A 22,292-nucleotide genomic window follows, 5' to 3' on the forward strand; every position below is an offset into this window, starting at 1 on the left:
GGTACTTTTTTAATAAATAACAAAAGGGTGCATTCTCAACGAATGCACCCTTTTAAATTAATTGACAAATCGAATTATTTAACTGCCGAGTTTTTATATAGCACAACTCCCGCTAGTATCTTTCTGCACATTTGTTCTAGCTGTTGGTCATTTTGCAAGACAGCAAGATTTTTTGCATCTTCTATATTCCCACATTCTATGAGCACTGCTGGTACGGTGTTGTCCTTAAGTACCACCAGGTTCTTTTCTTTCAGAGATGGATTTTCGGTTGTAAATTTCCCCATAATAGCAGATGCCAATAGTCTGCTATTGTTATACCTTGGGTTGTTTTTACATACGGTTAGTTCATAGCCATTATGTGTGGGATCGTTAGAGATATATTTATTGACGTGTACGGATATAAACATGCTCGCAGTAGTGCCCACAGCAGCTTTGGCTCTGGTAGCTAAAGTCGGGTAGTTTTCCTCACGCGTTTGTATCACCTCTATGTTGTACTCCGGCGCTATGCGGGCTATAACCTTGCTTATTCGTAGGGTAAGGTCTTTCTCTTTAATACCAGCGGCATTGCTTCCACCGGCATCAGGACCACCATGCCCCGCATCTACGATGATGACTGTTTTTTCTGTTGCTTTCTGCATCGTTTTTTCCTTTACAGAAAAAGAAAGCAGGAATACTGTTGCCGCTAATACCGGCACTACTAATAGCCTGCGCATGGCGGCATATCTTGTTGGCGTTGTTTTGTGTAACATGGCTAATCTTCGTTTTATGGGTGAATGAAAAAATGGTTGAATAATTCCCGGGAACTTATTGCCAAAGTGCGATCGCAGTAACATCTCTGCAAATGCCGAAGTGTTGTTACCATCTATGCAATCCTCATCTGCCAGAAATTCATGCACCATTGACAGCTCTTTGTTGAATAGCCAATAGAATGGATTCATCCAAAAGAATGCGAGCAGAATTTGAATACATAACTTATCTACGGTGTGGTATTGTCTGATGTGAGCCAATTCATGCCGCAGAATGCTTTTGCCTGCTTCACTATTAATGTCTATTCCGTTTTTCCAGAAGATCGTATTAAGAAAGGAGAACGGTGCTGCTTGTTCTTCTGTCTCTATTATGCAAATGCCGTCTCCCCTCATCAGGACAGAGTTTCTCCTCAGCCTTTTTAAATACACAATTTTGGTTATCATCAGGTAGACCATTACTAATGCAGTTGCAAAGTATGCAGCCCATAATACGTCGCTCAAGGCAAAATGATAAGTTGTGGCTATTATCGGCTCACGCTCAGCACCAGTAGCCGAAACCACATTAAGTAGTTGAATAACGGCAGGTGTAGTTACAGCAACGTTTGTTGTCCATTCTAAATGGATGAATGGGACAATCAGGCTCACCATCATCGATGCCAGGATGTAGAATCGATTGAAAGAGTGCATCTTCTTATTGCGCAGCATTAGCTGGTAATAGCCATAGCATATACCTGCTACAACGATCGACTTGATGATGTATATAATGAATGGGTACATGCTGTTTATTTTTTCTTCATTTCATTGAGCAGTAGCTCTACGTCAGCTATCGACAACTTCTTTTCATCTACCAGGAACGACACAATGTTGCTGTACGACCCCTGAAAATATCCCCTTGCTATTTCTGACAGGGTAGAAGTGGAATAAGCATCTTTAGATACCAACGGGTGATACCTATGTATGCGCCCCAGATTCTCTATCGATACAAACTGTTTATCCACCAGTATCTTCAGCATTGTAGCTACTGTGTTTTTATGAGGCTTAGGTTCCGGCATCTTTTCCACTATCTCCATCAGTAATCCTTTGCCCAGTTGCCACAGTGTCATCATTACCTGTTCTTCTGCTTTTGTCAGCGTTTTCATCTAAAACTAATTCTTTAGTTCAAAACTAAAACTAAATATTTAGTTCAGCAAATTTTTGTTGAATATTTTTTCTGAATCAAGATAGATATCGATGCTTTTGGGTTTTCACTTTTGACTTTTAACTTCTTGTCCAGGCTTATCTTTGCGCTATGGCCGAACCACTAAAATACATGTACAATGACCGCTTTTTCAAGCAGTTGACGCGTCATTGTACAGACATGATACCGGGCTTTAATGCAGCGAAGTTCAATGCTAACTTTTCTACACCCGAGTGGGATGCCCTTGAATTGAAACAAAGGGTAAGGCACGTTGCCAATGCAATGGCTGCACAACTCACAGGCAAGTATAAGCAAGACATTAAAGCAGTTACTTTCCTCATTAAACACATACAAAAAGAGCTGGGCGATGTCAGCACTTTTCAGCACATTTTCCTGGCTGATTACATTGAGCAATATGGTATAGACCAACCTGTGGAATCACTGAAGGCAATGGAATACGCCACCATACTCAGTAGTTGCGAATTTGCTATTCGTCCGTTTATAGTTAAGTACCCCGAACAAGTAATGGCGCAGATGCTGGAATGGACCAGACATAAGCACGCATCTATTCGGCGCCTTGCCAGCGAGGGTTGTAGGCCACGGTTGCCTTGGGGTATGGCACTGGTTGCCTTTAAGAAAGATCCTACACCAATTCTACCCATACTGGAAGCGCTGAAAGCCGATCCATCAGAATACGTGCGCAAAAGCGTAGCCAACAACCTTAACGATATTGCCAAAGACAACCCCGATGTAGTTAAAGATATCATCAGGAGATGGCAGGGTAGTAGTAAAGAAACAGACTGGATACTAAAACACGGCAGTCGCACCATGTTGAAGAAAGCTGATGAACACACCCTGTCACTCTTCGGTGTAAGCGCAGTAAAGAGCGTGCAGGTAAAAGATCTTGCTGTTAAGAATGTCTCTATCGATATCGGAGGAGAGCTCAATTTTTCATTCACGCTTGCACATAAAGAACCCACGCCAACACTACTAAGAGTAGAGTATATGATCTATTACATGAAGGCCAGCGGTACACCTACAAAAAAGATCTTCAAGGTAACGGAAAATACCTTTGAGCTCAACCGCTCATACGCCATCACCCGCAAGCAATCATTCAAAGACATGACCACCCGCAAGCACTATCCCGGCATCCATCACATAGCTATTGTCGTTAATGGGGTAGAGTATGAGAAAATAGATTTTGCGGTAAAATAAGGACAACGCACTGGTCGAAGCGTCTCGCTTCGTCCTTCTTGTTGTATGCGTCTCGCTTGCGTTGTAGATTTTCTAGAATAAAATAGAATATTACGACGGATGGATATTGAGCTATTGAGCAATTAAGCCATTGAGCCATTCATTCGCTCCAGCTTCTTTATCCAACCTCTCACAACTATCAACGGAATGATCCCTATCATACCAAACATACAATCAATAACAATGTGGAACCAAGGTATGTGCCTTATCGGGCCTGCTATAAAAGCTAATGGTAGTACCGCAACACAAGCCAGCATAGCCCATTCCACTATCCAAATATTTCGCACCGGGTCGCGAAATGGCCCTATAAATGCCATGCCTATAACTATGTGCGCAAACGCCATCCAGTCATAACCATAAAACATAAAATCGTATTGTGCATTGGTAGCCTCAACACCTATCCATACCTTATAAAGCCATGCACCAAGCGCAGTGTTAGTACTGAAAAGATGCATATCCATCATCCATTTCATTTCAGTGTATACAGGGAATGCTGTAATGCCGCTCAGCATCAGCAGTACCACAAAAATCATCATCAATACCCGAATGCGGAGTAACAAACTTTTGGCTGTCATAGTGGTGGTTCTATTTTCTTGCATCGTATCCTTTGTTGATATTGATTACTGATTTATGAATGATTTGATAGGATGTGATCCCACCGCAAACCATGAACAAAATGAAAACTGCAACCGCTGTTATGAACAGATTCAGTTTCTTTTTGGAGATGCCAACCCCAGCCAGTGCTAAAGATGCAACCAGTAATATAGCAGAGAGTATGATCCAGTTTATTAACTCATTCACGATTTCAATTTTAGGGCAATATAGTAATAGGTGTTCTCATTTTCACATGTGCAAACAGTTCGTCTATCTGGCTATCCGTTACAGAGATACATCCTGCCGTCCAGTCGATTCCCACATAATCCGGTACTTTACCTTTATAACCATTAGGTATGCCATGTATCATTACATCGCCACCTGTTAGCCTATTATTCTTTTTGGCAAGCCTGCGGTCGCTTTCATTAGGGTAAGATATGCCTAGCGATTTATGGTATTTGCTGCCGGCATTTTTTACACTTATATAATAGTTCCCTTCGGGTGTTTTATTATCCCCCTCAAAATGCTTGGCACCCACCGGCTGCGCACCCAGCGATATTTTATATTTTTTCAGGAGTTTTCCTTTGTTATACACCATCATGTCTCTTGCCTTTTTGTTGACAGCAAGGCTGTCTACATCGGCAGTAAGCGCAACATTATATAGCGGATCGGAAGTGATTTTATTGTGTTGGTGTGTGTTAATATACTTGTAAACAAATACTGCGCCTGTGGTTATGCATATGCAGAAAGCAATAAGAACAAGCATGGGGAGATATCTTTTTTTGCCTTTTGCCGTCATATAGTAATGGTTATCTAAATGTACTGATGAAAAGTGTGAAATTGGTTTTACAGAAATGATAAAAAGCGTTTAATTTTATAGACCAATGTCAACTAATAAAGAACATAAGCCTGACGTTTCTCCTGTGGTAGTAGAAACAGATCTCGATCGTCTCCGTAGAGACGTCTACCGATCCGATATGGAGAAATTTAAGTTGCTAATGGATATGTTCAGGAAAAATGCATTGTTAAAGAAGGCTAAAATCACACACAAGTAACCATGGATGTACAGGATGAAGAATTGCTGCATTTCTGGAAGTGCCTTGCCCGGCATAGTGTAAGGTACATTATGATCGGCGGCTTTGCCACCCGTTTCCATGGGTTCAACAGAAGCACAGAAGATTTAGACATTTGGTTGGAAGATACAATAGTAAACAGACAACAGCTCAGAACAGCATTTATTGAAATCGGTTATGGTGATGTTCCGCAGCTGGAGACTATGGAATTTATTCCCGGTTGGACAAATTTTTACATAGCCGGGGTAGAATTGGATATCATGACCAGTATGAAAGGCTTGGAGAATATGACATTCGACGAATGTTTGCAGCAAGCCTCCATTGCAGAATTAGACGAGGTCAAAATCCCCTTTCTACACATCAACCAGCTTATCCAAAATAAAAGGACAATTAATCGTCCCAAAGACCAGATCGATGTTATAGAATTGGAACGAATAAGAGACATACGAGAGCAAAAACAATAGGAGCCGCTTTTGCGGCTCTTAAAATGCGTTTTTTCAATAATTAATCTTTCGTACTCACACCCTTAAACTGGTGTATCGTCTCCTTAAACAGTACATTAAATGTTGTCAGCGATCCATACACAGCGGTAATATATTGTTGCAACTCCACCTTATCTGCATCATCGAGTCCCTTATGGGCGTTTATCTTTTGCTCCATTACGCGTAGCTTGTCACGCACCATTACTATTTTGTGGAAAAACGTTTCGATAGGTATTTCTTTCGCCTGCATGGTAGGGTCATTAGGCTTCAATATCATATTGCCACGTTTCCATTTTAGTGCTATGGGCACCACCTGCGTATCGTGCAGGCGCTGGTCCAGTATGTTGTGCAGTGCCTGTTCTATGTCGGCAATTGTTATCGGGCCATCTGTAGGTGCACCATCTACGCCATCTACAACCTTCAGTCCTTCATAATCTTTGCTGATGCTCTTGGTGTCTTGCTGCGATTTGAACCAGATAATGTAAAACTCAGAAGCCGTATCTACTATTACGCCTTTGCCAAAGTGCATGTGGTCTACTCTCGATCCTATTCCTAGTGGTGTGCTCATGTGTATTTATTGTGGCTCCTAAAATAGCCAACTATTGGTAAAGAGCAAAATCAACAAAACGAGGCACCGAACGATAAAATTTATTGGGAGGATCATTGAGCCATTAAGCCATTACGCAACTGAGCCATTTTTTACTCATTTCCTGTCCATGGTCCTGCGCCTGCTCTCACTAACTCAGGTTGTCCACTGGTACAATCTATGACGGTTGAAGAAAGTATCTCGCCCGGTCCGCCATCGATCACAATATCTACCAGGTTCTCAAAAATATCATGCATTGTTTCCGGGTCGGTGTAATATTCCACCTCAGCATCCATAGGTAGCGATGCGCTCATCAGCGGGTTGCCCAATGCTTTTACTATCTCGTGGCATATTTTATTGTCGGGTATGCGTATGCCCACCGTATCCTTCTTTGTCTTCAGCATTTTGGGCACTTGTTTGCTTGCCTGCAGTATGAATGTATAAGGGCCGGGCAGCAGTTGCTTCAATATTCTGAATACAGGTGTGTCTACGCTTTTGGCATAATCACTCAGGTGGCTCAGATCGCAGCAGATAAACGAAAACTGCGCTTTCTTTAGTTCTATTCCCTTTATGCGGGCAATCTTGGCTATGGCCTCGGGATGAGTAATATCACAACCCAGTCCATAAATAGTGTCAGTAGGGTATATGATCACGCCACCCCGTTTCAGGCACTCTACTACCGTCTTAATATTTCTTTCCTGTGGATTGTCGGGATGTATATGTAGCAGCATGGTTGCAATATTGGTGAGGGTACATGCAATTTACGAAAAATTTATGCCAATGAATCTTTCGGCTATAATCAGCAAGTACACGCCCCTTGTCGTTCAGAGGCCTATGCCAACTACATGTCTGAAGGTGGGGGAAATGCGCTAATATCACACTCACCTCCTTTTGAAGGACGAGTACCCGCCTTTTCGGCGGGGGAGGTGGTTGCTCTACACCTGGACGTATTCGCCTTGTACTGTTAGATGCATCAAAAGCATTGCGACTTCTTGCTTTTCACCTCCCCCTCTTTTTACATATATATTAATATAGCCTCACTCTATATAATACATCCCATAAAAATGCATAATTTTGCACCACAAAAATAAAACAGGTATGAAAATAGATAAAATGCTCAGCAAACTGGGTATTGAAAAAATAAACGAAGGCGCTTCAACAGGTACAAAATGGCTTAAAGCAGGTGGCGAGATCATTGAGTCTCATTCTCCGGTAGATGGCAAAAAGATAGCATCGGTAACTACGGTTACCCGCAAAACATACGACGATGTAGTGGCTAAGTCTCACGCGGCATTTGCTGAGTGGCGCACATGGCCGGCGCCAAAGCGTGGCGAAGTAGTTCGCCAGGTAGGTGAGGCTTTAAGGAAAAATAAAGAAGCTCTGGGTACACTCGTTTCTTACGAGATGGGTAAGAGCTTGCAGGAAGGCCTGGGAGAAGTACAGGAAATGATCGATATCTGTGATTTCGCTGTAGGTATGAGCCGTCAGTTATATGGTCTTACTATGCACAGCGAAAGGCCTCGTCACCGTATCTACGAGCAGTACCATCCATATGGTGTTGTTGGTATCATCAGCGCATTCAACTTCCCTGTTGCAGTATGGGCATGGAACAGTGCTTTGGCATGGATCTGTGGCGATACCTGCGTTTGGAAGCCATCTGAAAAAACACCTTTGACAGCTATTGCTTGTCAGAATATCATATCTGAAGTATTTAAGGAAAACAACGTACCTGAGGGTGTGTGCAGCATAGTGGTGGGCAATCGCGACTGTGGTGAGTGGATGAGCCACGATACACGCATACCATTGGTATCTGCTACCGGTTCTACACGCATGGGTAAGGCTGTAGGTATTGCAGTTGCAGAGCGTCTGGGTCGTTCTTTGCTGGAATTGGGCGGTAACAATGCCATCATCGTTACAGAAAATGCTGATCTGCATATTGCTATGACAGCGGCCATCTTCGGTGCCGTTGGTACGGCCGGTCAGCGTTGTACAACTACACGTCGTCTTATCATTCACGAAAGCATCTACGATGCATTCAAGAAGAAGATAGTAAATGCTTACAAGCAATTGTCTATCGGCGACCCATTAGATCAGACCAACCACGTTGGTCCATTGATCGATCAGGATGCCGTTACAGCTTATACTAATGCGATAGTAGAAGTAAAGAAAGCAGGTGGTAAGGAAGTTGTAAAGGGTGGCATACTGACAGGTAAAGGCTACGAAAGCGGTTGCTACGTTAAGCCATGTGTGTTTGAGGCAGACAACAGCTGGCCAATTGTACAGCATGAAACCTTTGCGCCTATCTTGTACATCATGAAGTACAGCACGCTCGATGAGGCAATTGCTATGCAGAACGGTGTTCCTCAGGGCTTGTCTTCATCTATAATGACGCTCAACATGCGCGAAGCTGAAGCATTCTTGTCAGCCGCGGGTAGCGATTGTGGTATTGCTAATGTAAACATTGGTACCAGCGGTGCTGAGATCGGTGGTGCATTTGGTGGTGAAAAAGAAACAGGTGGTGGCCGCGAAAGTGGTAGCGATGCATGGAAAGCATACATGCGCCGTCAGACAAATACCATCAACTATAGCGATCAGTTACCACTGGCGCAGGGTATCAAGTTCAATATCTAATTATAATGCAATAATTTTGGTGCAGGAGAGTTTATACTTTCCTGCACTTTTTTGTTATTGCAAGCAAACATAGCACAAGCCCTGAAAAGCCTGCCTGCCGGTAGGCAGGGGCGGCATAAATAGCAAGGGGTTTCAACCCCTCGAATTAAAATGCCCCAAGTCACTAGCCCTGTAAGGGCGACATAATTTATAGTACATACTCTATTTGTCATTTTATGAATAATACACGAAAAATATTCTTGTTGCTCGCCTTCATTACTTTGTTTAATGACAGCTCCTCCGCCCAGATCAAAGATCCGCAGGTAGAGGCCATGATGACCCACCGGGTCCTTACCTGCGATGACATCTACTACAACTCCATCACACTTATTCCCCAGCTGTACCGCGCTAAAAAAGCCGATACGGCCGATGCCGTAAACGAATACTGGCAGAAAAACTGCGGCATGACCGAGGCGTCCGTAGCATTTGCAATTTTACATGCTATAGAAAAGCGAACATTCTGGGAAGGCTTGAACAATGTATACAAAAGTCCGGGTAGAGGTAGCAAGCCGGTACAGGAGGAATACTATAAGAGCAATATAATTAGCTACCTCAATTCCAACTACGATTTCTTCAATATCCAATACGAACCGTGGCAATACAAGACTTTCTATTACAGTGCTTACGTTGAATACAGCAACTTTATTCGGTCTATGGCAGGCAGCCTGCTCGATATGAAAGGTCTTTCCCCTGTAGAGCGTTTCCTGGTAGATTATTATGCCGACCCATCTCCGTTCAAACTTACTCGTCTGACAGATTCGGTTTACAATGGTACATTGATACAACACGCCTATAAAAAGGGTAGGGAATTCGGTGGCTTTAGTTATGGTATGAGTGTAGGTCAATGGCATCCATTGGGCAATCTGAGTATTCTGGGCGATCATGTTACAACCGGTTGTTTTATTGGTGGCAGAAGTAAAGGGTTTTGGTTCAATATCCCGGTCGGCCTCAGTTTTGGCAACGCTCCCAACTACTATTACACTAAAAACGGAGATTCGGTCTACAATACAAATCACTTCTTCGGTTACCTCATAGGACTAGACTTTGGTCAGGCTCTTTATAGAACCAGGCGCACAGAACTGGCGGTGATAGCAGGTATGGCATATGAAGGTGCAGAAGTGCTGTATATACAAGATGAAACAGGAGATAAAAAAGATATACTCAAAAATATAAATACACTAAACCTGAACGGTGGGTTGGAGTATAAGCTTTACCTGCGCCACGTAAGGAAAACAGATAAGTACCTCGATTCTTACCTCGCCCTGCAGGCAAGATATAATCTGGTAAATTATAAGAACACCGGCGGCACCGACCTTTCAGGCAACACACTGACGTTTTCGTTGATATGGGGTGGTTATTCCCGTAGCTATCAGAAAAAGAAGTTTGGGCAATAATGTATTCACCGATATTATTAACGTTTTAACCTTTACAGCTTCTTATCTTAATTGTAATCTATTACTTTTGACCAATCTTAATATCATACACATGAATAATAGAAAATCTATATTTGGTGCACTGGCACTTGCCGGCGTAATATTGTTTGCTACAAGTTGTAATAACCCGGGTAATTCTGCGTCCTCAGCGGTGCCTGCTGCTGTTGGTGGTGCCAAGATCGCATATGTCAATATCGATACTTTAGAAGAGCATTACGAATTACTGAAGCAGCATCGCGACGAGTTCAAGAAACGTAAGGACCAGATGGAAGGTGAACTGCAACAGAGCGCACAGCAGATGCAGGCCAAAGCTCAGGACATTCAGAAAAAGGCACAGGCACAAACACTTTCTCAGAGCGAATACGAAGCTGCTCAGAAGCAGTATATGAATATGCAGCAGAGCCTCGAAAGCCGCAACCAGGCGCTTACAGAGCAGCTGATGAAAGAGCAGGAAGAAATGAACAAAGATCTCAAGAAGAAGTTAGATGCCTATTTGGAGACGTACAATAAAGACAAACATTACGATTTCATTCTGTCTTATTCAGCTGGTGGTGGCTCTCCTATAATGTACGCCAACAAAGCGTTTGAGATCACTAAAGATGTTATTGCAGGCATGAACGCAACATCAAAAGATGAAGTGAGCAAGGGTACAAAGAAGTAATTGCCATCTTTTCTGTAAATTACCGGAGCTTACTTAATCAACTTCATACATTTGGAAAACAGCTCATCTTTTCGCCGTTCGCTTACCTTGCTCGACGGGGCACTTCTTGTTATCGGCTCCATGATCGGATCCGGCATATTTATAGTAAGTGCCGACATAGCGCGCTCGGTAGGTAGTGCCGGTTGGCTCATAGTTGTTTGGCTTATTTCCGGATTTATAACCCTGACTGCGGCATTGAGCTATGGTGAGTTAAGTGGGATGTATCCGCATGCCGGTGGCCAATATGTCTATCTCAAGGAGGCGTATGGCAAGCTTTATGGTTTCCTATATGGCTGGTCATTTTTTGCAGTTATACAAACCGGAACAATCGCGGCTGTTGGCGTAGCCTTCGGCAAGTTCGCCGGTTATCTCAACCCTGCTTTGGGCGATGAGAATATCTTAATAGGAACGGCCGCAGGTTATCACGTCAGTGCTGCTCAGCTCATAGGCATAGGCACAATTGTATTTCTAACCTTCATCAACACAGGTGGCGTTAAGAGTGGTAAGTGGATACAATTTGTTTTCACATTTGCCAAGATAGCTGCTATGGCAGGCCTTATAGTATTTGGTTTCTTCTTCTTCAAAGACCATGCTATCTGGAACATGAATTGGAGCGAAGCCTGGAACGCTAAGGTTATTGGTGGTAGTGCTACAGTAATTACCCATCAAAGCCTGGCAAACGGTGCATTGATCGTTGCTATTTGTACGGCCATGGTCGGAGCCATATTCTCCAGCGATGCATGGAATAGCGTAACCTTCATTGCCGGTGAGATCAAGCGCCCGGAACGCAATATCGGCCTTAGCCTGTTTATAGGTACACTGGTTGTTACTGTTCTTTATGTAAGTATGAATCTCATGTACCTCAATGTGATGAGTGTGTCTGAGATCGCCGGTGCTCCATCCGATAGGGTGGCCACTGCCGCAGCATTAAAGATATGGGGTGCCGATGGTGCTAAGATAATTGCTTTACTCATTATGGTTTCTACATTTGGGTGTAACAATGGTTTGATATTGTCGGGTGCACGTGTATACTTCACCATGGCAAAAGACGGCTTGTTTCTACCTGCCGCTAAGAAGCTCAACAATAAAGGTGTTCCTTCCATTGCATTATGGATGCAGTGCATCTGGGCATCTGCGCTCTGCCTCAGTGGCAAGTATGGTGCGCTGCTCGATTTCATTGTATTTACAGTATTAGTGTTTTACATACTTACTATAGGTGGCATCTTTAAGTTGCGTATGACCAAGCCCGATCATCCAAGGCCCTATAAAGCATTCGGTTATCCGTTTATACCTGCTTTGTACATTGCCATGGCAGCATTCATATGCATAGTATTACTGAAAGAAAAGCCTGAAACTACATGGCCGGGACTTATCATTACATTGATAGGCTTGCCTATATATTATTTTTTACAAAAGAGTGGTGTTAAAGGAGATGAACAAAGCTGACCTCAACAAGATTTTCAATGATATGAGTAACCTCCACGTAATGGTGGTAGGAGATGTGATGCTCGATAACTACTGGTGGGGAAATGTAGACAGGATCTCCCCCGAAGCACCGGTGCCTATAGTGTCGCTCGATAGGCGTGAGAGTCGCTTGGGTGGCGCTGCTAATGTGGCGATCAACTGCCGCGCATTAGGAGCTACTGTTACCCTTGCGAGCGTAGTGGGCGACGATGCCGAAGGAGACTCCTTGATCCGAATGGCAGAAGATGCCGGCATCGAGACCGATCTCATTATGAAGAGTTTCAGAAGGCCAACTACCACCAAGGTAAGGATACTCAGTCGCAACCAGCAAATGATGCGCCTGGATGATGAAACTACCGATGATCTTTATACTGAAGAAGAGCATCCGTTCATAGATATGGTACTGCGCTACCTGCAGAGGGTAAAACCACAGGTCCTCATTTTTGAAGACTACAATAAGGGTGTGCTTAAGGAGAATGTCATCAAGCGTATCACCGATCATTGTAACGAGATCGGCATCATCACAGCCGTAGACCCTAAGAAGAAGAACTTCCTGTCTTATAAGAATGTTACCCTATTTAAGCCCAATCTGAAAGAAGTGCGGGAGGGGTTAAATATGCCATTAGAAAATACCGGTCTCAATGAACTGAATGCGGTGCATAATAAACTCAACGAAGTGCTGGATCATAAGATCACCTTTATCACCTTATCTGAAAAAGGGGTATTCTACAACGACGGCCACACCTCGGGTATTATCCCATCTCATATCCGCGATATAGCCGATGTTTCCGGGGCAGGTGACACAGTAATCGCCACAGCCGCAATGGTCTACGCCCTTACAAAGAATGTCCACCTTATGGCCGAAGTTTCCAACCTTGCCGGTGGCTTGGTATGTGAAGATGTAGGTGTAGTATCCATTAAAAAAGATAAGTTGCTTAAGGAAAGTGAGTTGGTGTTGTGTAAGTAATTTGAACACAACAATACTCCGAATGTCACCCTGAGGCCCTCGAAGGGCTTCGCACGTGACGTACTTCTTTGAGACTCACTAAGCCAGTCATCATTGCAAGCAATGATGCAATTGACGTATCAGGACTCATTCGTTTATATCTCCATCTCTTTCCAAACACATAACAAAAAAGGATGTTCACCCGGACATCCTTTTTTATATAACAGATCATTGTTTATTTCGATAGTCTGTATCCGAGCGTCAGTCTGAAATAGCTTGTTGATAATCCCTTATTCACGTCATAGCCACCCTGTACATTCGTCTTGGTTGGGGCTTTGGTCCAGAGGGCATCTACCAGCCACCTCTTCCTTATCTCATAGCTTACGCCCAGCATACAGCCTAGTCTGAACAAACCTCCGCTCTGTACAGGGTACAACGGACCGGAATAGCTGTTGATGTTATTGCCCGCATATTGCAATACAGAACTAATTGGCGCAGGTGCTGTAGGGTATATGGTAAATGACGTGTCATTTCTTACTATAGGCCTGCTGGTGTAGGTATGTTCCTGTACTTGAATATACTTGCTGTAGTTAAGGCTTAAACCACCGTAAACAGAAAGCTTATTATTGATAGCATATTTCAGCATTATCGGTAATTCAAATTCCATATAATTGCCGCCGGTGGCATAAGACTTTACAATAGAATCGTGCGTCTCGTGATACGCAACATTTATCCTCAGCAGGTATCCTGTTGTCTGGTTATTCTGTATCACCGGTATCAGGAAGCTGTCTACATTGGTTACAGTGCCATTAGGATCTGTTCTGTAAAATGTTTGCGTTCCGCTTAGACCATTAGTTCTTGCTGCAGACGACTTGATAGAAGGCTGTGCCATTAAAGAGAACTTAGATGAGATCTGGCGTTCAATGAACGGCGAGATCACAAACTTTCTCGAAGCATCACTAGTTACACCACCTTCATAACCCACCTTTACACCATAGGTGAATCCACCAAACTTATGCTTTTGGGTGGGCGAATCTACACCCGCTGTAGCAGCGGCAGGTACCGGTAATGCCACTGTTTCTGCTGGCTTTATAGATGGGGTCTGCGCATCTTTAAATGTACTCATTACCTTTTGTGTTTCCGGTGTTACCAGCGGTTTTGTTTGTGCCACGGTAGTTGGTTCCGGCAGTTTGTTAGCCGTAGAAGTTGCGCTCAGTACATTTGGTGGTTCAGGCTTGTTATTGTTTTTGTGTTTTTTATTGTTCTGCGCGAGTGCTTTATTTGTAGCAGTCTGGGCTGTTTTAGGGGCCTGCTTTTTATTCTTGGCAACCCTGCCTACTGTTAGCTCCCCATTATCTGCCACATCATCTTTTGTATTCTTGGCTACCGCAGTCTTTACATTCTTTTTTACAACTGTGCTTGTAGTCGCCGATGCATCTTTAGAAGCAATAGTTGTTGCTCCAGATTGCGTGCCGATTACTGGAGTAGTTGCAGCTATGTACTTACCACCATGTTTCTTTTTATTGTTAACCGATGGGGTAGGTGTTACTGCAGCTATTTCATTATTGTTTACAGCTTTCTTGCCCGATGCAAGTTGTGCAACGGTAGCGGCAGTAGTAGCTTTATGTTGAGTTGTTTTGTACTCCTGCTTAGTTACTACGTCGGTAGGCTTCGTTGCTACTTGGCTCTGCTTAACAGATGCGGTGGTTGAAGTTTTGGCTACCGTCTTAACGGCAGGCACTGTTGCAGCAACTACTGGTTTTGTTTCAGTGGTTGTAGTAACTTTCTTCTTAGCTGTTTTCTTTACAGGCACATTGACTGCCACAACAGCTGTAGACTTCGTGGCAGTTGTTTTTACGACTGCTTTTTTCAGGTGGGTAGTAGTCACAGTGCTTGCAGTAGTTTGCTCAGTTTTGGTAGCTACTGGATTTGTGTTTTGTACTGGCTTGGCCGACGCAGTCTCTACATCAGTTGTTCTTGTTGCAGGTTCTGCTTTTACCGTTTTTTGCTCAGTCTTTATCGGTTTGTTAACTGTTACAGTTTTTGCTGTCGTAGCAGCCGTATTAATCCCTGCAGCTGGTTTCGTTGCAGCAGGTGTATGCGCAATTGCACTCATTGTGCCGGTGTTATTAGTAATGGAGTAGGGGTTGCTGTTCGATCCGCCATTACTTCTGCGACTGTTTCTTTTACGCGGGTTAGTGGTAACAACTTGGTTCGATGTTGAGCTTGGAGCTGGCAAAACTGATCGTCTGTTCGCGGTATGTTTTGTTGGTATACTGGTTATGCTGGTTCTGTTGCCATAATGATTACCGGCAACAACCGGGCGGCCCTCATAGCTTGCAGATGCAGCATACGTATTACGCGGTGCAGGTTCATTGTTCTCTACTCTTGGTTTTCTGCCAAAGGTTACGTTATCTTCTTCGCCATCCTCGGCGGTGTTATAAGTAGTGTTGTTGTATGCAGGTTCTGTTTCAGTTGCAACTATATTGTTACGGCTCTTGTTGTTGGTAACGTACCTTATGGGTGCATGTTCTGTGCCGGGTGTTGGTTCTACATTAACCATGGCAACTGTGGTATTGTCCAGTAGATCGGTCTTTGTAGTTCTGTTGGCCGATCCCGTTATATTACTGTTGCTGTTGTTGACGGCTACATTAGTACTTTGAGATTGCTCATTGCCAGAATTATTTTTGGTACTGTTTATATCATTGGTGCGCTTTACGTGTTTTTTGTGCGTAATTGATGTTGTTGAAGCGTTGCTCCCGGCAGATGTGTTACCCGGAGTTGTTGCCTGCTTTTCCACAGGCGGCTGCTGAATTGATGCGATGCCGGAAGCCTCCGCAACACCAGGTGTTGTACCCGAATGTCCGTTCATCTTCCAGGCGAAGAGAGAACCAAAAAGGCCTACCCCGCACAACATCACAAAAAACCATCTCCACGCGAAGGGCCGTTTTTTCTTATCATTGTCTAACCTCCGTTCCAGAGCATCCCACACATCGGGAGGCGGTACCTCGGTGTACCCACCAAGGCCTTCTCTGAAGAGGTTATCAATATTGTTTACATCTTGTTTCATCGCTATTCCTATTGCTGCATTAATAAATTTATCTTGTCTTTCAATCTTCGCCGGGCATCATTCAAATACCATCGGCTGTTATTTTCTGTTATGTCTAGTAGTCCTGCTATTTCTTTGTGCGGGTAGTTTTCAAATACAAATAAGTTGAAAACCGCCAGCTGTGCTTCCGGCAGCGTCTGTACTACCTGCATCAATTCTTTAAACGAAAGATTGCCTAGTGAGCCGCTATCTGTAAAGCCATCTTCCGGTTGCACTTCCTTGGTTACCTGGTCATTTTTCAGGTTCTTTCTTAAGTAGTCGGTGACGGTATTCACCACTATTCGCCTTATCCACCCTTCAAACGCACCCTGGAAGGAGTACTGGTCAAGCTTGGTGAAAATTTTATAGAACGAATCGTTGAGTATTTCTTTGGCCGCATCTTCATTGCCAAACATGTACCTTTTTATTATCCCATATGCTGCCGGAGAGTATAGGTCATATAGTTTTTTCTGCGCACTTCTCGACTGGGCAATACACTCTTTCACAAGTACATAAAGGTCGTGCTGATCTGCAGCCACCTTTTCTGTTGCCTGTAAAGGAATGTTTATATTTAATTGTCCGGTCAACGACTGATGTTTATTTTCTATGTTTTATTGCTAATCTATTGTACACCTACCCACTATGACGAGTGGCAGAAAGAAAATGTTAGGAAAAAGCACAAATATTATTAGCACGTGCCAGTTTTGTAAATTTTCACCTAATTATTTTTCTAAGTTACTAACAATTGCGCTTATATGAACGTCATTTATACCGGAGAAAGTGTATCTGGTAATTACGGAAAAAAAGCAGGATTTTGATTTAATACTACAATACCTGTTCTTTCTGCTTGCGCTAAACACCTATTTAAATACATTTGCCAATCAAATATTCACCTATGAAGAAACTTTGCCTGCTCATCATTTCGGCTTTTTCCTTGCTCTCCGCTGAGGCTCAAACAGTTACGTCGCTGGGACAAGATTTTAATGTTACCTGTGCTTCAGGTGGTACGCTTTACCCGCTCTACTGGTCTGAGTGGAATGTAATTGCACCTACCGCCGCCCTCGCATGGCAGTGTACCCAATTGGGCGGACGAGCCGGCACCCCCGGTATGCAGTGTAATAGTTTTTTTAGTGGCATACATTACCTGGATACAGCATGGTTGTTTACGCCTCGTCTTGATCTTACCGGTTTTACAGATAGCGTTTACCTCCGTTTCGATTCTCGTTACAACATTAGCGGCGCCCGCATGCAGGTGCTCATCAATCACATGTACAACACGGGCAATCCTCCCGATACTACCACCTGGACGGACATGGATAGTGCAAGCCGGCTTAGCCCTGTTATTGGCCCCGATGATTCTGCAGGTTGGGTTACCCATTATGTAAATCTTACTTCCTACAAGAATATTCCTTTGTATGTTGCCTTTAGGTACGCCTCTACGGCCACTACCGGCGGTTCATGGACTATCGACAACGTTTTCCTTACGCCATGGGGCTTAAGTGTAGGTGATGAAGTCAAGAAGAACATTGCCCTTACAATTCTGGGTAATAGCACTGCCGACAAAATCACCTTCTCAGGCACCTTTACTACCCCCGGCGACTATGATGTAGAGATCTATGACAACATGGGGAGAGTAGTGCACAAACAAACGATCTATGCCGCTACCGGTACTCAATCTCAAACCATTCGCAGTCTCAATCTTCATAGTGGTATGTACTTCATAAAAGTTGGCAACAGCATCAGCTACCAGGTAGCAAAGACTGTAGTAGAATAATCAAGCTTATACAATCAATTTCCAATGCTCAATGGCCCAACGGTTGTTGCGCATTGTTATTTGACTATGTCACCTCAATACCCCTGGCAACACACTTAAATACTGCCCATTATCTGTTATCCCGTTATGGCCTTGCCCGTTAAGTGTTATAAGGGTGTCTCCAGGCTTCAGCTTTTCCCTAAGCTTCACCGATGAATTATAATAGATCACTTCATCCCTATTACCATGAAAAAGAACCACCGGCATTTTGCATTGCGCCACATATTGGCACGTTGAGAATTTGTATTCTAACAGGAAGGTTGGTACGATGGGGTAGGTGTGCTGCATCATGTCGGTAAGGCTGTAATAAGGTCCCTGCAGTATCAGTTTTCTCGGATGATTTATAGAAGCCACCCATGCCGCAGGGCCGGTGCCAATAGAGTAGCCGAGTACTACTATTTTATCCTCCCTGTATCTTTTCTTTAACTCATCATATACCGTCTGTAGGTCGCTATATATTTGTTCCTGTCCACTTATTGCACCCTCACTTTTGCCATAGCCTCTGTAGTCAGTGATTACAATATCATAACCCAATGATGTATATGTTTTAGCTACCTTGCCCCACGTTCTTGCCGAGCCACCGTTACCATGCAGGTAAAAGATCACACCCTTACTGCTATCTGCTTTAAATAGTACCGAATTGATAACTGTGCCATCCTGCGTCTTTAAATTCAGTTCTTCATATTTCTCTGCAAAGCTGAACTTAAATTTTTTATCCAGTTGCTCCGGAAAGAAGATCATTTTCTCCTGAAAGAAATATAGCAGCCCACATATTAAAATGTAGATGACGCAAATAACTTTTAGGGTGTTAAACAGGAATTTTTTCATGACGTTCTCGGATTTAACTACAAGCTATCTAATGTAACCCACAAAACAAACTGCAAAATGTATTTGTCCTGTTTTTCGAATGTCATGGTGAGCCGCGCCGAAACACGACATTCGCATCGGGACGTATTCGTTTTCAGGTACATCGCGCATTATCTTATTGCATCCTGACCATCCTGATTCAGACTAACACGCAGCCATTAAAAATAACTTGAAAACCCGGCTTGGAAACCCGCCGTCTTTATCAACGGATTATTCAGTACATCAACAGTTCCGCTATACCTGTAGTTAACCCGTATAACAGTTTGTGGAGTAGGCCGCCAGCTAATTGCTGGAACCACAGCCGCATAGTAATCACCAATATCACTCCCGGTTGATTTGAACTTACCCAAATTCCAATCTACATACTCCAGTCTACATGCCACATTGATCACAGACCTGTCAAAACCAAACAAGGGCTTTTTATAAACCGGCTGCACTATGTCAATAAATCCACCTTGTTGCTTACTGGCATACTGTTCCGTATAAGTTGCAGGTACATCCACATGTACCCATGCCCATTCTGCAGTAACTGCTGTCTTGCTGCCGGGTATTGTTGTATTCATGTCTATTGCCACCACATCCACTCTTCTTTGTTTATCCAACTTTACACCATCGTCTTCAAATTTGTTGTACACGCCACCCATGTATGATAGCCCTATTTCTGCTATCTTATTGTTTCTTATAGCTGCTTTCGCGGTCAGCAAGGGCACACCATTAAAGCTCTCTTCAAATCGCTCCCTGTTTTGTTTGGCAGCAGGTAGATTGGTTCTGCCAATGTTGTTATCAATGATCTTATCATCAAATCCATTGGTCAGGTATAGCTCATAAGCCATCAGCCAGTTTTTACTGTACTTTTTACCGTACACGCCAAAGCCCACATTGCTCCACGTAGCCGGTAGCATCTGTGTAGCAGACACTGGCCGGTCTATAAATTCCCACTTCGGTCCATCATGGTTCTGATTAAAAGCTCCTATGGGGTTCATTATAACACCGCCTCTTAAATTGAACATGGGATGCAGTGTCATATCTACAGCTGCAAACTCCAGACTTATTTCTTTTGTGCCGTCTTCAAACTCTATTTCAGAGAGAAACTTTATATTTTTATAAAGGCTCGATGAGACGAACAGCGTCATTCTTCTCATCTGGAACTGGTGCCCCTCCGTTATGCCATTTGTGCCCAGGTGCTGCCAGTTAGCTTCTACATAACCGCCCAATGCCACGGGTATTTTAGTGAAAGACAAAAACGGACGGTTATACACAGCATCCATATTCATCATTGTCTTTGTTGTATCCTTCGCCGTTCTTCGCAGTAATGTGCTATCTATTTGTGCGGTTGTTGTACCTATCACAAACATTGTTGTTACTATCAAAAATAATTTCTTCATGATGCCTTCTTTCTTAGATCAATGAATAGCCTGTTGTTAGCAACAACAGCCACAGGAAACGAGCGCAGATCTTCGCCTGCAGGCGCCTGCATCACTTTCCCTTTGTTGTCAAATTCACTACCGTGCGCCGGACAAGTAAGCCTGTTGCCCGATACCTGTAGCTCCACTCCCTGATGTGTACACTGCATCAGCAATGCAGTATAATTGTCGTCAGCAGTTCTGTAAACACATATCGGGAATTTCAGGTCTTCATGCCGTACTATCACATACTCCCTGTGCCCATTCTTATTAGATTCGAATGCCAGTACATCAAGTGATATACCATTACTTTCCAGGTTGCCCGTCACATACTTCACCGATACACAACTCTGTATCAACGTCGTTAGCAACGTCACACTGGTACATGCCAGGCAGCTCGTTTTTATAAATGCCTTACGATCCATTTTTATAAAGTGCTTTCTAAAAGTTATCAACTAATAAGCCCTGTAAGGGCGGCATAAATAGCGAGGGGTTTTAACCCCTCGTACTAAATTATATCGAATACTAGCCCTGTAAGGGCGACATAATAAAATAAGCTTACAGGAAAAGTAAAATGTGCATTTGCCAAGACCTACAAACTCTCCAAAAACTTAATCAACAACTCCTTATCCCCACTCTGTAAAACCTTGTAACTATCCTTGCTTTGCAGCGCCTCACCACCATGCAACAATATGGCTGCTTCTATGCTTCTTGCCCTGCCATCGTGCAACAAATAATAACTTCCTCCCTGCGATTGCTTTGACAGCCCAAGCCCCCACAATGCAGGCGTGCGCCACTCTGCTGGTTTCGCATTGCCTTCGGTATAACCATCATTCAATCCGTCCCCCATATCATGCAGCAATAGATCGGTATAAGGATAAAAGGTAACATTGCTCAATGCTGTTATTGTAGAATATGCGGTCTTCAATATAGGTACATGGCACTTGCCGCAATTGATCTGCATAAACAACTCCTTGCCCTTCACAACATCCTTGTCCGTAGCATTTCTTTGCACAGGCGCCTTTAATGTCTTCAGGTAAAACACCACATCCAGTAGTGTCTGGTTAGTTACCTCTGGGTCAATTTCCGCGCCGCTATAAGTATCATAAGGCTCGTAGCTCGATGTTATACCCATGTCCTGATTATACGCCCCTGCTGTTTGTTGCAGCAGATCATATGCGCCCGCCTTTTTCCCAAAGCGACCTATATGTCTTCCTCCATTTTTAATACTCCCTTCTCTTGGCGTCAGGTAAGGCTTCAGTGGTGTCCAGTTGACCACACCACTTATGCCATCACCGTCAGCATCATTGGGGTCAGCCATGGCTATTATGTCCGCATCGCTTACCGCATCAAGAAAGCCCATGCCGGTATTGGCTGGGGGAGTAAACTTTGCGAATGCAGCACCAGTAGGTACCTGCTCAGGTTCATGTCCGGGTATTGCTCTGTCTTGTAGTTGTGGCGCACCCTGTTGCAGGAAATGATTGCCGGTGCTGTCTGTTTGCCCGAACCGGGTGAGGGTAGTGAAGGGGTGCCCCTTGCCGTCACCTGCATGACAACTACCGCAAGATGTGGCAACAAACAAGGGGCCAAGTCCTGTTTCTTTAGTAAAGATCTCGCCATTAAAAGCTGCATCACCTCTCAGGAACTGTTGCTTCTGTGCTGCCGTCAATCCCGCTACTGGCCCATCAAGCGTCTGGTCTTCACCAGGACCGGCTGGCTCCATTTTCTGGCACGACATCGCCAGCACAAACACGCTTACACTAAATATTATTTGCCACTTCATATTATTATTTGAAGGGCAAAGGTAAAAATAAAATTAGTCCAGACTAATTTTATTTAATTAGGTGGACAAAATGTAAGTGGCAATAGCGTAAAAGCAAAAATCCCACCAGACATTGTCTGATGGGATCTTGTAGCATGTACGGGAGTCGAACCCGTCATTCCTCCGTGAAAGGGAGGCGTCTTAACCGATTGACCAACACGCCATTTCCCGCTT

Annotated in this window: 22 protein-coding genes and 1 tRNA gene; 9 read left to right on the forward strand and 14 right to left on the reverse strand. The window is 43.8% G+C overall.

What is annotated here, in order from left to right:
* Positions 1 to 74 precede the first annotated feature (74 nt).
* Together CJD36_RS15400 and CJD36_RS15405 are read right to left on the reverse strand one after the other, a co-directional pair.
* Complete coding sequence (locus CJD36_RS15400; protein ID WP_105040090.1) at positions 75 to 1,523, reverse strand: M56/M15 family metallopeptidase; 1,449 nt, start codon at positions 1,521 to 1,523, stop codon at positions 75 to 77.
* Between the two features lie 5 nt (positions 1,524 to 1,528).
* Entirely contained in the window at positions 1,529 to 1,885 is a 357-nt protein-coding gene (locus tag CJD36_RS15405) for a BlaI/MecI/CopY family transcriptional regulator (protein ID WP_105040091.1), read from the reverse strand.
* Between the two features lie 149 nt (positions 1,886 to 2,034).
* Here CJD36_RS15405 and CJD36_RS15410 point away from each other — a divergent pair, with 149 nt between their 5' ends.
* Complete coding sequence (locus CJD36_RS15410) at positions 2,035 to 3,138, forward strand: DNA alkylation repair protein (protein WP_105040092.1); 1,104 nt, start codon at positions 2,035 to 2,037, stop codon at positions 3,136 to 3,138.
* 122 nt (positions 3,139 to 3,260) lie between these two features.
* Here the strand turns inward: CJD36_RS15410 and CJD36_RS15415 are convergent, their stop codons facing one another.
* From CJD36_RS15415 to CJD36_RS15425, 3 genes are read right to left on the reverse strand one after another with little or no spacing between them, the layout of a single operon-like run.
* A complete protein-coding gene (locus tag CJD36_RS15415; protein ID WP_105040326.1) occupies positions 3,261 to 3,752 on the reverse strand; it encodes a hypothetical protein in 492 nt (163 codons plus the stop codon).
* 10 nt (positions 3,753 to 3,762) lie between these two features.
* The gene (locus CJD36_RS15420) at positions 3,763 to 3,978 is read right to left on the reverse strand and encodes a hypothetical protein (RefSeq protein WP_105040093.1); all 216 of its coding nucleotides are present in this window, start codon (positions 3,976 to 3,978) and stop codon (positions 3,763 to 3,765) included.
* Positions 3,979 to 3,988: 10 nt separating this feature from the next.
* Entirely contained in the window at positions 3,989 to 4,537 is a 549-nt protein-coding gene (locus tag CJD36_RS15425) for a L,D-transpeptidase family protein (protein WP_161499330.1), read from the reverse strand.
* Between the two features lie 118 nt (positions 4,538 to 4,655).
* On the opposite strand from CJD36_RS15425, the gene CJD36_RS23275 reads away from it, so the two are divergent.
* Both CJD36_RS23275 and CJD36_RS15430 read left to right on the forward strand, forming a co-directional pair.
* Positions 4,656 to 4,826, forward strand: a complete 171-nt coding sequence (locus tag CJD36_RS23275) for a hypothetical protein (RefSeq protein WP_161499331.1) — start codon at positions 4,656 to 4,658, stop codon at positions 4,824 to 4,826.
* Positions 4,827 to 4,828: 2 nt separating this feature from the next.
* Entirely contained in the window at positions 4,829 to 5,308 is a 480-nt protein-coding gene (locus tag CJD36_RS15430; RefSeq protein ID WP_105040095.1) for a hypothetical protein, read from the forward strand.
* Positions 5,309 to 5,348: 40 nt separating this feature from the next.
* On the opposite strand, the gene CJD36_RS15435 is transcribed toward CJD36_RS15430, so the two are convergent.
* Entirely contained in the window at positions 5,349 to 5,894 is a 546-nt protein-coding gene (locus CJD36_RS15435; protein ID WP_105040096.1) for a hypothetical protein, read from the reverse strand.
* Between the two features lie 131 nt (positions 5,895 to 6,025).
* A complete protein-coding gene (locus CJD36_RS15440; RefSeq protein ID WP_105040097.1) occupies positions 6,026 to 6,643 on the reverse strand; it encodes an L-threonylcarbamoyladenylate synthase in 618 nt (205 codons plus the stop codon).
* Positions 6,644 to 7,010: 367 nt separating this feature from the next.
* Between CJD36_RS15440 and amaB the strand changes: the two genes are divergently transcribed.
* The 5 genes from amaB to CJD36_RS15465 all read left to right on the forward strand — a co-directional run bounded on the left by amaB (position 7,011) and on the right by CJD36_RS15465 (position 13,146).
* Entirely contained in the window at positions 7,011 to 8,543 is a 1,533-nt protein-coding gene (gene amaB / locus CJD36_RS15445) for an L-piperidine-6-carboxylate dehydrogenase (protein WP_105040098.1), read from the forward strand.
* Positions 8,544 to 8,758: 215 nt separating this feature from the next.
* Entirely contained in the window at positions 8,759 to 9,976 is a 1,218-nt protein-coding gene (locus CJD36_RS15450) for a hypothetical protein (protein ID WP_105040099.1), read from the forward strand.
* Between the two features lie 91 nt (positions 9,977 to 10,067).
* Complete coding sequence (locus CJD36_RS15455) at positions 10,068 to 10,676, forward strand: OmpH family outer membrane protein (RefSeq protein ID WP_105040100.1); 609 nt, start codon at positions 10,068 to 10,070, stop codon at positions 10,674 to 10,676.
* A gap of 51 nt (positions 10,677 to 10,727) precedes the next feature.
* Entirely contained in the window at positions 10,728 to 12,161 is a 1,434-nt protein-coding gene (locus CJD36_RS15460) for an APC family permease (RefSeq protein WP_105040101.1), read from the forward strand.
* A gap of 22 nt (positions 12,162 to 12,183) precedes the next feature.
* The gene (locus CJD36_RS15465; RefSeq protein ID WP_240609364.1) at positions 12,184 to 13,146 is read left to right on the forward strand and encodes a bifunctional heptose 7-phosphate kinase/heptose 1-phosphate adenyltransferase; all 963 of its coding nucleotides are present in this window, start codon (positions 12,184 to 12,186) and stop codon (positions 13,144 to 13,146) included.
* A gap of 214 nt (positions 13,147 to 13,360) precedes the next feature.
* Here CJD36_RS15465 and CJD36_RS15470 read toward each other — a convergent pair whose 3' ends face one another.
* Positions 13,361 to 16,195, reverse strand: a complete 2,835-nt coding sequence (locus CJD36_RS15470) for a hypothetical protein (protein ID WP_105040103.1) — start codon at positions 16,193 to 16,195, stop codon at positions 13,361 to 13,363.
* A gap of 8 nt (positions 16,196 to 16,203) precedes the next feature.
* A complete protein-coding gene (locus CJD36_RS15475; protein ID WP_161499332.1) occupies positions 16,204 to 16,800 on the reverse strand; it encodes an RNA polymerase sigma factor in 597 nt (198 codons plus the stop codon).
* Positions 16,801 to 17,108: 308 nt separating this feature from the next.
* Between CJD36_RS15475 and CJD36_RS15480 the strand changes: the two genes are divergently transcribed.
* Positions 17,109 to 17,987 carry a T9SS-dependent choice-of-anchor J family protein gene (locus CJD36_RS15480; protein ID WP_105040105.1) on the forward strand — a complete coding sequence of 293 codons (879 nt, stop codon included), beginning with the start codon at positions 17,109 to 17,111 and terminating at the stop codon, positions 17,985 to 17,987.
* A 69-nt stretch (positions 17,988 to 18,056) separates the two neighbouring features.
* On the opposite strand, the gene CJD36_RS15485 is transcribed toward CJD36_RS15480, so the two are convergent.
* The 5 genes from CJD36_RS15485 to CJD36_RS15505 all read right to left on the reverse strand — a co-directional run bounded on the left by CJD36_RS15485 (position 18,057) and on the right by CJD36_RS15505 (position 22,281).
* A complete protein-coding gene (locus CJD36_RS15485; protein WP_105040106.1) occupies positions 18,057 to 18,854 on the reverse strand; it encodes an alpha/beta hydrolase in 798 nt (265 codons plus the stop codon).
* Positions 18,855 to 19,051: 197 nt separating this feature from the next.
* Positions 19,052 to 20,278, reverse strand: coding sequence for a hypothetical protein (locus CJD36_RS15490; RefSeq protein ID WP_105040107.1), 1,227 nt, complete (start codon positions 20,276 to 20,278; stop codon positions 19,052 to 19,054).
* Positions 20,275 to 20,721: a Rieske (2Fe-2S) protein gene (locus CJD36_RS15495; protein WP_105040108.1), complete on the reverse strand. Its 447-nt coding sequence runs from the start codon at positions 20,719 to 20,721 to the stop codon at positions 20,275 to 20,277. The genes CJD36_RS15490 and CJD36_RS15495 overlap by 4 nt, the downstream gene beginning before the upstream one ends.
* Before the next feature lie 167 nt (positions 20,722 to 20,888).
* Positions 20,889 to 22,079, reverse strand: a complete 1,191-nt coding sequence (locus CJD36_RS15500) for a di-heme oxidoredictase family protein (RefSeq protein ID WP_105040109.1) — start codon at positions 22,077 to 22,079, stop codon at positions 20,889 to 20,891.
* A gap of 130 nt (positions 22,080 to 22,209) precedes the next feature.
* A tRNA-Glu gene (locus tag CJD36_RS15505) sits at positions 22,210 to 22,281 on the reverse strand.
* Positions 22,282 to 22,292 lie beyond the last annotated feature (11 nt).

Origin of the sequence: Flavipsychrobacter stenotrophus (assembly GCF_002954265.1) — a bacterium.
GTDB lineage: Bacteria > Bacteroidota > Bacteroidia > Chitinophagales > Chitinophagaceae > Flavipsychrobacter > Flavipsychrobacter stenotrophus.